Raw genomic sequence first — 13,405 nt, 5'->3', positions numbered from 1 at the left:
GGCGCTGGAATGTGGTCGATTAGAAACCGGTTGTCCATCAGGCATCGCCGAAGTCCCGGGAATCCGATGGCTGAAGTCCCGGGAATCCGGCCGGTGTTCGGGCCGTCAGTGCAGGTCGGCGGGCTGCTCGGGGCTCTCGTCGAGGAAGCCGCCCGACTGGTGCTGCCACAGCTTCGCGTAGGCGCCCTCGGCGGCCAACAGCTCCTGGTGCGTGCCCTGTTCGACGATCCGGCCGCGGTCGAGGACGACCAGCCGGTCCATGCCGGCGACGGTGCTCAGCCGGTGCGCGACGACGAGTGCGGTCCGGCCCTCCATGAGCCGCCACAGCGCTTCCTGGACGAGGATCTCGCTCTCCGAGTCGAGGGCGCTGGTGGCCTCGTCGAGCAGCAGGATCGGGGCGTCGCGCAGGATCGCCCGGGCGAGCGCGACGCGTTGGCGCTGGCCGCCGGAGAGCTTGATCCCGCGCTCCCCCACCATCGTCTCGAAGCCGTCCGGCAGCGCGTCGGCGAACTCGGTGACGTGCGCCGCCTCGGCGGCCCGGCGGACCTCGGCGTCGGTGGCGTCGGGCCGGGCGAAGGTGAGGTTCTCGCGCAGGGTGCGGTGGAACATCGCCGGGTCCTGCGGTACGTAGGCGATCAGGCTGCGCAGGTCGGCCTGGCGGAGCCTGCTGATGTCCTGGCCGCCGATCAGGATGCGGCCGGCGTCGATGTCCGTCATCCGCAGCAGCAGTCGGCTGAGGGTGGTCTTGCCGCCGCCGGACCGGCCGACGAGGCCGATCTTCGTGCCGCTGGGCACGGTCAGGTCGAGTCCGTCGAAGAGGGTGTCGGCGCCCGCGTGGGCGAAGGTGACGTTCTCGAAGCGGACGGACGCGGGCCGGGGCAGCAAGGGCTCCGGCGAGGCCGGGTCGACCACTCTGGGCGGAGCCATCAACAGCTCGGTGAACTGGGCGGCTTCGGTCATCGAGCTTTCCAGCCGCCGGTAGATCTGGTTGAACTCGAACATGATCCGGGTCGCGTTGCTGTAGTACGTGAAGGCGACAACCACCGCCTCCACACCGTGTGTTCCTCCGCCGAGCGCGACGGCGAGCAGCAGGCCCAGCGCGTTGGTGAACACGGACAGCGGTGCGACCAGGGTGTCGATGCGCAGGTTGCCGTAGTCCCAGGAGCGCAGGGTGAGGCGCCTGGACAGTGCGACGCGGGAGCGGTGTTCGGCGGCCTCGCGTTCCTCGGCGGCGAACGCGCGGACCGTGTCCATGTTCATCAGGCTGTCGGCGACATGGCCGGACACCCGGGCGATGGCCTCCTCGCGCTCGTCGACGAGTGCCTGGCGGCGCCGGATGAGAGGCGCGACGACCAGGGCGGTGAGCGTGATCATCGCCAACAGGCCTACGACGAGCAGCGGTTCGTAGCGCCACAGCACGACCGAGCCGAACAGCAGCGGCACCAGGCTGCCCACCACCTGGAACGTCATCGTGTCGACGAACTCCTCGAAGCGGGAGGCGAAGCTCAACACCCGCTTGGTGAGCGACCCGGCGAAGTTGTCGTGGAAGAACGCGGCGTCCTTGGCGAAGAGTTCGTCCATGCCGATCACATACAGGTGCTCGATACCGAGCGCGTCCAGCCGGTTCAGACAGTGCAGTCCGAGGCGCCACAACACCTCGGCCAGCAGCAGGACACCGGCGAACCCGAGGACGTACGGCAGTGTCGAGCGAACGCTGATGCCCGCGTCGCCGGCGATACGGCCGACGAGCTTGGCGACGATCAGCGGCGCGATGTAGTTGATGCCGATGTTGCCCACCGCGGGCAACAGTGTGGCGGGCGCGGTCCAGCGGCGGAGCCGGGCCAACTCCCGTCCGTAGTAACGAAGAGCGAGTAACACCGAGCCTTTGCGCGGTCCGGTGTCGCGCGATTCAGGCGATCCCATTCCCACCCCGTGGTGTCGACGGCAGCCCGGTGAAAGGGCAGGCCGGAAGTGGCAGTGTCCCGCGTCCACGCCCGCGTGGTCCAAGCGTTTTTCCCTCAACAGCTGTGATGCGCAGGGGGTTTGCGGGCCCTACGGTGACACCATGGCGACCGATCCAGTGAGCGAGCCGATGCGGCTTGCCGACATGCCGTTGCACGATCCGTTCGTCGTGGCCGACGACGTGACCCGCACCTATCACCTCTACACGTCCAACGACCCGTCCGTGTCCGGTGTGCAGGGTGTCGGCACGATGGTCTACCGCAGCCGTGACCTGCGCGACTGGGCGCGTCCCGTGGTGGTGTTCCTGGCCGCGGAGCAGGCCGAGCTCTGGGCAGGGGACGGCGGTTGGGCGCCGGAGGTGCACGCCTGGGACGGCAGGTACTACCTGTTCACCACTCTGCACGACGAGAGGAGCACGCTCCCGGTGCCTCCAACTGGCCGCTGGGGCACGCCGTTCCAGCTCGCGAACCACCGGCGCGGCACGATCACGGCCGTGTCCGAATCCCTGCTGGGCCCCTTCACTTCGGTCGACCCCGCGCGCCCCACCCCGCCCGAGCACCTCATGACCCTGGACGGCACGGTGTACGTCGACCCGTCCGGGCAGCCGTGGATGGTGTACGCGCACGAGTGGGTGCAGACCGTCGACGGCACGATGGAGGCGATCCGGCTGGCCCCGGACCTGACCGGGACGATCGGCGACCCGGTCTTCCTCTTCAAGGCCTCGGACGCGCCGTGGATCGGCGAGGAGATCCCCGCCGGTGTACCGCACCAACTCCCGCCCTACGTCACGGACGGCCCGCAGTTGTACCGCACCCCCGACGGGTCGCTGCTCATGCTGTGGTCGACGTACGAGAAGAACGTGGTCGGCGCGGACGGCAGCCTCACCGGTGGCTACGTGCAGACCTACGCGGTCTCCAAGTCCGGTGAGGTAAAGGGGCCTTGGCAGCAACAGCGACCGCTGGTCCGGAACGACAGCGGTCACGGCATGCTGTTCCACACGTTCGAAGGCCGGTTGATGATGATCCTGCACCGGCCGTTCGAGAACGCGCGGGGGAAGTTGTACGACATGGAGATCGTCGGTCACGAACTGCGGGTGCTGCGACAGCGGAAGGACCTCGACGGCGGCGGATGATCCGTCGACCGCTGCCCTCAACTCCCCGACACCCGATCCTCGTTACTGCTTGACCGCGCCGGCCAGCCCGTTGATGAAGAACCGCTGGAGCACGATGAAGATCAGGACGATGGGCAGCAGCGTGATGACCGACCCCGCGCACACCAGCGTCCAGGCGGTGGAGTTCTGGCCGATGAAGTTGAACATGCCGACGGACAGGGTGTGCAGTTCGGGGCGGGAGAGGGTGAAGACCAGCGGGATGAAGAAGCTGTTCCAGGCGTTGATGCAGGCGAACAGGCCGACGGTCGCCAGCATCGGTCCGGACAGCGGGAGCATGATCCGCCAGAAGATCTGGTGGAAGTTTGCGCCGTCCACGCGGGCCGCGTCCTCCAACCCCCGGTCGATCGTCGTGAAGTAGCCCATGAAGAGGAAGGTGCCGAAGACCATCCCGCCCGCCGACTGGACGATGACCACCGACCAGAGGGTGTTGAGGAGATGGAGCCGCTGGATCAGGTCGAAGACCGGGATGATCGTGTAGCCGTGCGGCAGGAAGAGCGTCACCCCGACCAGGCCCAGCCAGATCTTCTTGCCGGGGAACTCGGTGCGGGCCAGGACGTAGCCCGCCATGGAGGTGGCGAGCAGGGTGACGATGACCGTGCCGGTCGCGAACAGGACCGTGTTGACGAAGAACCGGCTGAAGTCCGCCTGGGTCCAGGCCTCGCTGTAGTTGGACCAGTGGAACTCGGACGGGATCGGGTTCAGCCCGCCGGAGAAGAAGCCGTCGGTGCTCTTCAGTGAGCTGCCGAGCGCCCACAGGAACGGGTAGAGCCAGATGAGGCCGCCGCCGAGCAGCGCGAGATAGAGCAGTCCGCGCCGGCCCTGGCGCAGGCTCAACCGCGGTCGCGGGCGCGGACGTTGGGACAGTGTGGACATCGACGTGACCCTTTGCTGGTTGGCGGCCGTTGATCGGTCGGCCTATTGGTCGTCTTATTGGTCTGCGGCCGCGCGCCGACGGCTGATCCCGCGCAGGGCGAGAACCTGGAGCGCGGAGAAGACGATGAGCAGCAGCCCGTAGAGGAACGAGGCGGCGGAGGCCAGGCCGATGTCGGGCTCGGCGGCGGCGCCCGCGGAGCCGCCGAAGGCCAGGTGGTAGATGTACGTGTTGACGACCTCGGTGGCGAAGTACGGGCCGCCGCCGGTGAGGACCTGCACCAGGTCGAAGACCTGGAAACTGCCGATGAACGCCAACACCACGATGACGACGCCGACTTGGCGCAGCATCGGGATGGTGATGCGGAAGAAGGACTGCACGGGGCCGCAGCCGTCGAGCTTCGCCGCCTCGTACAACTCGGCCGGGATGGTCTGGAGTCCGGCGAGGAAGTAGACGAGGTTGTAGCCGAGGGTGTGCCAGATGCCGATCGCGATGATCACGGCCAGCGCGGTGTGCGGGTCGCCGAGCCAGTCGATGTGGCCGTTGGTCATCCCGGTCTTGGCGAGCAGACTGCCCGCCGAATCACCGAAGTTGGCGAGCATGAGCTGGATGACGACGCCGACGACCGCGGCCGAGGTGACGACCGGGATGAAGTAGACGGTCCGGAAGAACAGCGCGAACTTGAGCTTCGGGTTGTTCAGCACCAGCGCGAGCGCCAACGCCAGGAGCAGCTGCACCGGGACGAGCACGAAGGCGTAGACGAAGGTGTGCCCGACCGCGCCCCAGAAGATGCTGTCGTGCAGGATCTGCCGGAAGTTGGCCAGGCCCACGTAGTCACCGGGTGCGCCGATGCCGTTCCAGCGGTAGAAGGTGTAGCCGAAGGACGCGAAGATCGGGTAGACCACAAAGGCCAGCAGGAGTACGGCCATGGGGGCGAGATAGAGGTACGACCACTTGGCGGCGCGGATGCGGCGGCCGAGGCCGGGGTGGGCGGCGGCGGGTGGTGGGGTCGGGGACGCTCGCTTGCGCTCGCGGGTGTCGAGGAGTGACATGGTGACGGCTCACGCCTTCTTCTTCGTGGTGTACGGCTTGGTGGGGTCCCAGTCCGCGAAGACGTAGTCGGACATGCTGACCTTCTTGCCCTGCTTGGCCACGGCGGCGACCGCGTCGGACAGGAGCTGGTACTTCTTGTCGGCCAGGCTGCTCAACGCGCCCTGGACGTCCTTGATTTGACCCGTGTAGACGCCGGTGACCACATCGCTGATGTCCGGCTTGGGGACGCTGGGCGCGACGCCGGCCAGCTCCGGGTTGCGTACGAGGGGCACCGGGCCGCGCAGTACCTGCTCGGTCATGCCGATGAAGGCGGCGAAGGGCTTGGAGTCGATGCCGTCCGGGTTGTTGTTCGCGGGGTGGGCCGAGACGCCGTTGAGGTCCTCGACCCAGCGGCGCCCGGCGGCGGGGGACGTCAGCGCGTCGAGCCACTGGAACGCCTCGTGCGCCTTCTTGCTCTTGGCGGAGACCGCGGCGAAGGTGCCGTTGCCGACCGGGTCGGCGTAGTAGTAGCCCTTCGGGGTCGCGGTCGGCGAGGGCAGGGTGACCAGGCTGTAGTCGGTGAACTTGTGCTGGGTCCACTCGGGTTGGTTCCACACACCGCCGACGGTCATGCCGAACTTGCCGCGCTCGAAGAAGGCGCGGGCCGCTTCGTCGGACAGGCTCACGGAGTTGGGGTGGAAGAAGCCGCGCTTCTTCCACTCGACGAACAGCTCCAGGAAGTCGGCGTACGCCCGGTCGGTGCCGAACGTCCACTTGCCGACGCGGTAGTCCATGCCGGTGCCGGGCACGGTGGGGGCGCCGCCGGGTGCGCCGGCACCGCGGACGAACAGGTCCAGCCACCAGGCGAGGACGCCGATGCCGTCGGCGTTGCCGAAGCCGAAGCCGTACGCCTTGCCGCCGCTCTTCTTCGTGATCGTCTGGGCGGCGCTGGTGACTTCGTCCCAAGTGCGGGGCAGCTTCACGCTTCCGTCCGGGTTCGTCAGGCCGGCGGACTTGAAGACGCCGTGGTGGACGTAGAGCTGGAGTTGCGGGCCCGAGCCCTTGAGCGGAGCCGAATAGACCTTGCCGCCGAAGACGTTGGCGCCTTCCAGGAAGGTGCCCTCCGGGAAACGCGCCTGCCATGCCGGGGTCGCCCACTCGTCGAGCGGGTGCAGCCAGCCCTTGGCGACCTGCTCGGCGACGCTGGGGACCTGCGGGATCATGAAGACGTCCGGCGGGTTGCCGCTGCGGTTGGCGAGCGCGACCAAGTCCGGGTACTTGGCGTTCTGTTGGGTGGTCTTCTTGACGCTGACGTCGCTGTGGCCCTTTTCGAAGAGCTCGATCTCCTTGTCCACCCAAGGGGCTTGGGTGACGTACCAGTCCCAGTAGGTGAGCGCGTCGGCCGCCGAGGAGGGGGAGCCGGAGCCGCACGCGCTCAGGCCGCCGCCCAGGGCGAGGGTGCCGGCGCCGAGTGCGGCGGTGTGCAGGAGGCCGCGTCTGGAGACGTTCGACGAAGTCATCTGGTGTTCCTCCGAGGCGGAGAAGAAGGGGGCAGTGGGATGCGAAGGGAATGCCGACGGCTGCCGAGCGGCATGTAACGTTCACTGAACCGTTTACAGTAACCGGGACGTTAAGGGCAGGTCTCGCAGCCGTCAAGAGGTTCGGCGATCCTGGACAAGTCCCAACAGGTACCTGCGCCTTGGGCGTAGAGAAACCCTCGCCAGTTGTGTAACTTTTTCATCGGTGTTACTTACATCGGCTGTTCACCGGGGCGAGGAGAAGCAGAGCATGGCTCAAGGTCGGGGTTCCGCAGGTCGGGCGACGATCCGTGACGTGGCGTCGCGCGCGGGCGTTTCCGTCGCCACCGTGTCGCGGATTCTCAGCGGGGCGTACACCGCACCTCCGGCGACGCACGAGCGGGTCATGCAGGCCGTGCAGGACCTCGACTACGTGGTCAACGCCAACGCCCGCTCCCTGAACACGACTTCGGGGCTGATCGCGATGGTGGTCAACGACATCACCTCGCCGTTCTTCATGAACGTCGCCTCCGGGGTGGAGGAACAGGCCGTCGCCGACGGTCGCGTCTGCCTGGTCTGTTCCACCCAGGGTGTCCCTGAGCGCGAGTTGTCGGTGATCGAGCTGATGCGTCAGCGAGGTGCGGAGGCGATCATCCTGGTCGGCGGCATGGCCGAGACCGAGGAGCATCTCACCCAACTCACCGCCGCCGCCGAGGGGTTGGAGCGGGCAGGTTCCCGTCTGGTGCTCTGCGCCCGGCCGTGGAAGGGCGGCGCGAAGGCGCCGGTGGACGTGGTGGAGTGCGACATGGAGAGCGGCGCCTTCGCCGCCACCAGCCATCTGCTCTCCGCCGGGCACACCCGGGTGGCCCACCTGGCGGGCCCGCACGAGTTCAGCGTGGCGGGCCAGCGCCTCGAAGGATACGAACGGGCGCTGCGCGCCCACGGCGTCAAGCCCGACCCGGCACTCGTCGCCGAGAGCGACATGACGCGGGAGTCCGGCTACGAGGCGGCCTGCCGTCTCCTCACCGACACCGACGCGACCGCGATCTTCTGCGCCAGCGACATGAGCGCCGCCGGTGCCATCGCCGCCGCCCGCGACCTGGGCCGCTCGGTCCCCGACGACCTCTCCGTGGTCGGCTTCGACGACATCCCGCTCGCCGAGGACCTCTACCCCCGGCTGACCACCGTGCACGTCCCGCAGCAGGAGCTCGGCCGCTCCGCGACCCGTCTCGCCCTGCACCGCCGCCCCATGGATCCGCCGAGCCGCCGGGTGGTGCTCGGCTCGCACGTCGTCGTACGGCAGTCGGTGGCGCCCCCGGCCCGCCTCAACACCCTTGGAAAGGTGGACAGTTGATACCGGAGGACCGGCTCCTCTCCCCGTACACCGGCTGGACGCGCACACACTGGGAGGCGCTGGCCGACGCGCAGTTGACCGCCGTCCGCCCGTACGCCACCAACCGGCACGCCCTGCTCCACCTGCCCGGTCCCGCCAGCCGCAACGGCCGGCACAGCGACGGCCTCGAAGGTTTCGCGCGCACCTTCCTTCTCGCGGGCTTCCGCCTGGCCCATTCCGGCGACAACGACCCGTACGGACACGCCAGTTGGTACGCCGAGGGCCTGACCGCCGGCACCGACCCGCACTCGCCGGACCACTGGCCGAGCATGCGCGAGTGCGGGCAGGCCAAGGTGGAGTGCGCGTCGGTGGCGATCGCACTGCACGAGACCCGGCCCTGGATCTGGGACCGGCTGGACGACGCCGTAAAGCAACGGATCGTCGCCTGGATGACGGACCTGCTCGGCAGCGAGGTCCCCGACAACAACTGGGTCTGGTTCAGGGCGATCGTGTCGGCGTTCCTGCGCTCGGTCGGCGCCCCGTGGAGCGCGCCCGACATCGACCACGCGATCGCGCGCACCGAGACCTGGTACGCGGGCGAGGGCTGGTACTCCGACGGGAGCGGCACCGGCGGCCCGCTCCGCCACTTCGACCACTACTCGGGCTGGGCCATGCACTACTACCCGCTCTGGTACTGCCGCATCTCCGGCGCCGACGCGGACCCTGCTCTCCTCCCCCGCTACCGGGCCCGGCTGCGCCGCTACTTGGACGATGCCCAGCACCTGGTGGCGGCCGACGGCGCCCCGCTGTTCCAGGGCCGCTCCCTCACGTACCGCTACGCGACGCTCTGCCCGCTGTGGGCGGGCGCCGTCTTCGACGCCACTCCCCTGCCGGCAGGCCGTACCCGCCGCCTCGCGAGCGGAGTCCTACGGCACTTCACCGACGTCGGCTGCTTCGACGAGCGCGGGCTCCAACCACTGGGCTGGCACGGGAAGTTCACCGCCATCCGGCAGCCGTACTCGGGGCCCGGTTCGCCGTACTGGTCGAGCAAGGGCTTCGCCGGGCTGGTGCTGTCGGCCGAGCATCCGGTCTGGTCGGAGAAGGAGGAGGCGTCGCCCATCGAAACCCGGGACGTACGGCGGACATTGACCGCCCCGGGGTGGCTCGTCTCCGGCACGGCGGCGGACGGTGTCGTACGCGTCGTCAACCACGGCAGCGACCACGCCTTCGGTGACGGCACCGCCCCCGAGGCGGATGATCCGGTGTACAGCCGCCTCGCCTACGCCACCCACGCCGCGCCCGACAGCACCGAGGCGAGCCTGAACGACCCGATCGACTCGCACATCGCACTGCTCGACACCGAGGAACGGCCGTCCCACCGGCGCCCGTTGACCCGCCTGCACCTCGGCGTGCGCACCGCCGTCTCCCGCCATCGCGCGCACTGGCCGGTCGGCCCGGTGCCCGCCCCGTACGCCCACGATCCCGCGCCCGAGTTCCGTACAGGTCCATGGATCACGACGGCGTCCGTGCTGAACGGCCCGCTGGAGGTACGGCTCACGCGCGTCGACGGCCCGGTCCAGGAACCGCTGCGGCTGCGCCTCGGCGGCTACTGCCTGGCCGCCGCCGAACCGCCGGCCATGCACCTGGAGCCACAGCCCGCGGCATGGGCGCGCAGCCCAACCGGCCTGTCCAGCACGGTGGTCGGCCTGCGCGGTTTCGACGAGGCGGGCGTCGCCACCGCGCGCGACGCCAACGCCTTCGGGTCACACTCGGCGACACCCTGGCTCGCCACCACGACAGAGGTCCAACTGGGCACGGTCTACGCCGCGTTGGTCTGTCTCTCCGGAGTGGTCGAGGGGCCGGGTGCCGCCGAAGCCGTACGACTTGAGGTCTGTTACGACGGCGACGGCACCGCCCTCGCGTCTGTCACCTGGCCCGACGGCACCCAGGACAATGTCCGCCTGGAGCCGCCGAGTTGATGAACTGGACGGTGTGGGACGCGGGCTGTCAGGGGCCCGCGCCCCACACCGGGATCACGTGCCGTCGATGAGCCTGACGGCGAGATCGGGACTGAACTGTCCGGCGGGCACCGTCGGTGCGATGCCGCACTGCCCGTCGGAGTTGCCCGGTGTCTTGACCCACAGCAGCAGGTCCTCGGCGCCGCCCACACGCGGGGTGACACCGAGTTTCCGCCCGGCCGGGTTGCACCATTCGCCGTTGGAGCCGTTGCCGTTGCGGCTGGTGTCGACGGCGAAGTGGGAGGTGCCGCCGAGCGCCGAGTTGATCGAGTTGCCGTAGGTCTCCGAGGACGGGGTGGTGTAGAAGTTCGAGACGTTCAGGGAGAAGCCGCGGATGTTGGCCACGCCCGCGGAGTTGAGTCGGCTCGCCATGGTCGCCGGGGCGACCCAGTTGGTGTGGCCCGCGTCCAGGTAGGCCCAGGTGTTGGGGGCCTTCTGCTGGAACATCTGGGTGGCGTAGGAGAGCATCGCGAGGCGGTCGGTGATCTGTGCGCTGGTCAGGCAGCTGAAGTCCGACAGGGCGTCCGGCTCGATGACGACCACGGCGGGGTGGGTGCCGACGGCTGCCGCGAAGGTGGAGATCCAGGTGCGGTAGGCGGCCACGCTGCCCGCGCCGCCGGACGACTCGCCACCGCACGCGTCCCGGCCCGGGATGTTGTACGCGACCAGGACCGGCAGTTTGTCGTGGCTGTCGGCCGCGCCGACGTAGCCGGACACGGCCGGTCCGATGCCCGCGCTCTCGTTGGCGAACCAACGGGCGATCGGCTGGGAGGAGATGGCCGACTGGATGCGTGCGGCACGGGAGTCGGAGGGGTTGTTGCGGACCCAGACGGCCGGGCCGGAGTCGGGGTTCGAGTAGAAACCGCTCGTCAGGGAGACCGGGCTGGCCGCTGCCGCCGAAACGGTCGCCACGAGCGACAGCGGCGCGACGAGCAGACAGATCAGGGCAGTTCGGAGCGAGACCGTTTTGAGCGAGGCGGTCTTGTGCGGGCCGGTTGTGAGCGAGGCGGTACCCCGGGGGCTGGTTTTGAGCAGGGCTTTCCAACGCATGGTGCGTCCCTATCTCTTGGGTCGGGGCTGCCGTGGGCCCCTCGGCTCGGTTCCGGCCGCGCTCGTCCAAGCGCGGCCGGAGCCACGGCGGTTCGTGCGTTCAGGCAGTGGCGCTCAGCGCGCGGAGTCGGCGGCGAAGGTGGCCACCCAGGCGAGCGCGGAGTTCCAGTTGATGGCGATCTCGTTGGTCGAGTACGAGTAGATGTCGTCGATGTAGCAGGTGGCGGGGGCGCAGCCGACCAGGTTCTGTTGCGCGACCGGGTCCTGGAGGGCGGAGTCGGGGCCGCCGGCGAGTGAACCCGCAGGCGGACTGGGCAAGTTGGGGTCTATCTGGTGGGCCCAGATGCGGTTGTGCTGGTTGTGGCTGGCCTGGGTGCCGTAGCCGGTGACGAAGGACTGGTTCAGGGCGTTGCGGCCGAGGAGGTAGTCCATCGACTCCAGGACGGCGCTGCGGTAGCTGTCCCGGTGGGTGAGGTCGTAGGCGGTCGCGATGACCATGGCGTTGTTCGCGGTGACGCTGTTGGAGCCCCAGACGTAGGCGCCGTCGGTGGGGAGGTTGGGGTTCGGGTAACCCTGCGAGCGTTCATCGCGTACGAAGCCGTCGGCGACGGCGAGGACCCGCTTGCGGGCGGCGGCGACCATGCGGGCGGGGAAGCGGTTCGGCAGCCGGACGACGGTGAGGTCGGCCAGTGCGCCGGTGTCCCGCCAGGAGAACCCGGCCGGGGTGATCTCCGTGTCGATGCGGGACAGGTAGGCGCGGTCGTGCGTGGTGGCGTACAACTCCGTTGCGGCCCAGGAGAATTCGTCGCTCACGTCCGTGTCGGCGTAGGCTCCGCCGCCGACGCTGTCGCTGCTCGGGGCGTAGATGTCGGGGTGGGCGAGCGCGGCCTTCCAGGCGGTCTCGGCGGCGGTCAGGCAGGTGCGGGCGAAGTCCGCGTCGTAGCGGGCCCAGACCCGGGCGCACTGGGCGCCCGCGGCGGCCAGGTTGAGGGTCGCGGCCGTGGACGGCGCGTGCAGGTAACGGGGTTGGGAGTCCTTGTCGGGCTGGGTGGGCAGGGCGCTCCAGGCCAGGTCGTGCACCTTGTGGTGGACCATGCCGGCCAGCGGTTCGCCCGCCGGGACCTGCATGCTCAGCAGGAACTCCGTCTCCCAGCGGGACTCGTCGAGGACGTCCGGGACGGCGTTGTGGTTCTCCGGGATGCTCAGCAGTCCGTCGCGCAGCCCGGCGGTGTCGCCCTCGGCGCGGGAGCGTTCGTAGGAGTCCATCAACTGCCAGGCCGCGAGGGCCCCGTTGACGACGTACTTGCCCTGGTCGCCCGCGTCGTACCAACCACCTTGGACGTCAAGGGAGTAGTCGCAGGTGCCGGGCAGGCAGGGCACGTCGGTGTCGCCCTTGTTGGGGGCCACGCCGATGTGTCCGGCGGGCCGGGCGTAGGCGTCGCCGGCGTACTGCGCCTCGATGGGCGTACCGCTGCGGACGTCGTAGAAGTACCCCAACGAGTCTTTGCGCAGGGTGGTGTAGGGGTTCTCCGCGATGGCGAACGGATAGCTGGTCGCGTCGCCGACGACGAGCGTGTAGCCCGTACCGGCCTTGCGTACCGAGCTGAAGTCGGCGATGTGTACGTGGTCGCCGGAGGCGGCGTCCGTGCCCTGGACGTCGGTGCGGCCCGACTTCACGACCTCACCCGAGTCGTCGAGCAGACGCCAACGCACGGGCTTCGTCGAGGAGTTGACGATGGACGCCTTCTTGGGGCCGTGCACCGCGTAGCCGTACTGGTTCGTCCGCACCGGAGAACCGAAGTCGCGTCCGCCGCCCGGGGGTATCGCGCCGCCGGTGACGGAGACGTCGTCGAGGCAGAGGGTGAACGGCTGGGTGGCGCCGCCCTGTTGGAAGGAGAGCTGGGCGTGCAGGTTGGCGGTGGTGGAGTTGCCGGTGAACTGGAAGGTCTTCGGTGTGGTGGTGAGCGCGGCGGTCCTGTTGAAGGTCGTCGTGACCGGGGCGGCGGGCACCTGAAGCACCGCGTGGATCGACACGTCCCGGGTGGCGGAGGCGGTGAAGCGCAGGGTGTAGGGCTGACCCGCCTCCAGCGGGATGTCGTTCTGGCCGATCATCGAGTCCCAGACGTTGACGGTCCCGGCGGGGACGTCGGCGCACAGGCGGCCCAGGTTGACCGCGGACGGTGTGTTGCCGCTGCTCCACCACGAGGTCTTGCCGTTGTCGAACGTGCCGTTGAGCACCCGTTCGTAGGGCGCGTCGGCGGCCTGCGCGGAGGTCACGGGAAGCACGGGGGTCGCGGCCAGGGTGACGACGGTCAGGGCGGGCGCGAGGACGACCGCGCCCCATCTGGTCCTGCGGAATCTGGTGCTGCGGAACATACCGGGCCCTCTCGGTGACAGGGTCCCGGCTCGGTGCGGCGTCAGTGCCAGATGGTGGGCGGGGGCGGCGAGGCT

General features: G+C 69.2%; 9 protein-coding genes. 3 read left to right on the top strand and 6 right to left on the bottom strand.

The window, feature by feature from the left end; genetic code table 11:
* Positions 1–105 precede the first annotated feature (105 nt).
* Positions 106–1,923: an ABC transporter ATP-binding protein gene (locus OG588_RS43940; RefSeq protein WP_405952140.1), complete on the bottom strand. Its 1,818-nt coding sequence runs from the start codon at positions 1,921–1,923 to the stop codon at positions 106–108.
* Between the two features lie 142 nt (positions 1,924–2,065).
* On the opposite strand from OG588_RS43940, the gene OG588_RS43935 reads away from it, so the two are divergent.
* Positions 2,066–3,094 carry a glycoside hydrolase family 43 protein gene (locus tag OG588_RS43935; RefSeq protein ID WP_405952139.1) on the top strand — a complete coding sequence of 343 codons (1,029 nt, stop codon included), beginning with the start codon at positions 2,066–2,068 and terminating at the stop codon, positions 3,092–3,094.
* Positions 3,095–3,136: 42 nt separating this feature from the next.
* Here the strand turns inward: OG588_RS43935 and OG588_RS43930 are convergent, their stop codons facing one another.
* From OG588_RS43930 to OG588_RS43920, 3 genes are read right to left on the bottom strand one after another with little or no spacing between them, the layout of a single operon-like run.
* Entirely contained in the window at positions 3,137–4,006 is an 870-nt protein-coding gene (locus OG588_RS43930; RefSeq protein ID WP_266864936.1) for a carbohydrate ABC transporter permease, read from the bottom strand.
* Positions 4,007–4,060: 54 nt separating this feature from the next.
* A complete protein-coding gene (locus OG588_RS43925) occupies positions 4,061–5,056 on the bottom strand; it encodes a carbohydrate ABC transporter permease (protein ID WP_405952138.1) in 996 nt (331 codons plus the stop codon).
* A gap of 9 nt (positions 5,057–5,065) precedes the next feature.
* A complete protein-coding gene (locus OG588_RS43920; RefSeq protein ID WP_405952137.1) occupies positions 5,066–6,556 on the bottom strand; it encodes an ABC transporter substrate-binding protein in 1,491 nt (496 codons plus the stop codon).
* A 313-nt stretch (positions 6,557–6,869) separates the two neighbouring features.
* On the opposite strand from OG588_RS43920, the gene OG588_RS43915 reads away from it, so the two are divergent.
* Together OG588_RS43915 and OG588_RS43910 are read left to right on the top strand one after the other, a co-directional pair.
* Positions 6,870–7,907, top strand: a complete 1,038-nt coding sequence (locus OG588_RS43915; RefSeq protein ID WP_405952136.1) for a LacI family DNA-binding transcriptional regulator — start codon at positions 6,870–6,872, stop codon at positions 7,905–7,907.
* Entirely contained in the window at positions 7,904–9,865 is a 1,962-nt protein-coding gene (locus OG588_RS43910; RefSeq protein WP_405952135.1) for a DUF2264 domain-containing protein, read from the top strand. Before OG588_RS43915 ends, OG588_RS43910 begins: the two co-directional genes overlap by 4 nt.
* 54 nt (positions 9,866–9,919) lie before the next feature.
* On the opposite strand, the gene OG588_RS43905 is transcribed toward OG588_RS43910, so the two are convergent.
* Positions 9,920–10,954 (bottom strand): glycoside hydrolase family 6 protein, encoded by a 1,035-nt coding sequence (locus OG588_RS43905; RefSeq protein WP_405952134.1) that lies wholly within the window; start codon positions 10,952–10,954, stop codon positions 9,920–9,922.
* A gap of 114 nt (positions 10,955–11,068) precedes the next feature.
* Complete coding sequence (locus tag OG588_RS43900) at positions 11,069–13,330, bottom strand: glycoside hydrolase family 9 protein (RefSeq protein WP_405952133.1); 2,262 nt, start codon at positions 13,328–13,330, stop codon at positions 11,069–11,071.
* Between the last annotated feature and the right edge of the window lie 75 nt (positions 13,331–13,405).

The sequence above is a fragment of the Streptomyces prunicolor genome (assembly GCF_045162825.1).
In the GTDB taxonomy this organism is placed as follows: Bacteria; Actinomycetota; Actinomycetes; order Streptomycetales; family Streptomycetaceae; genus Streptomyces; species Streptomyces prunicolor.
Note: the sequence above shows the minus strand (reverse complement) of the source record. Positions and strands in the feature narration are given on the sequence as shown.

Coding starts and splice junctions, on each gene's coding strand:
- OG588_RS43940 (WP_405952140.1), bottom strand. CDS start 1,923: ATGGGATCGCCTGAATCGCGCGACACCGGACCGCGCAAAGGCTCGGTG.
- OG588_RS43935 (WP_405952139.1), top strand. CDS start 2,066: ATGGCGACCGATCCAGTGAGCGAGCCGATGCGGCTTGCCGACATGCCG.
- OG588_RS43930 (WP_266864936.1), bottom strand. CDS start 4,006: ATGTCCACACTGTCCCAACGTCCGCGCCCGCGACCGCGGTTGAGCCTG.
- OG588_RS43925 (WP_405952138.1), bottom strand. CDS start 5,056: ATGTCACTCCTCGACACCCGCGAGCGCAAGCGAGCGTCCCCGACCCCA.
- OG588_RS43920 (WP_405952137.1), bottom strand. CDS start 6,556: ATGACTTCGTCGAACGTCTCCAGACGCGGCCTCCTGCACACCGCCGCA.
- OG588_RS43905 (WP_405952134.1), bottom strand. CDS start 10,954: ATGCGTTGGAAAGCCCTGCTCAAAACCAGCCCCCGGGGTACCGCCTCG.
- OG588_RS43900 (WP_405952133.1), bottom strand. CDS start 13,330: ATGTTCCGCAGCACCAGATTCCGCAGGACCAGATGGGGCGCGGTCGTC.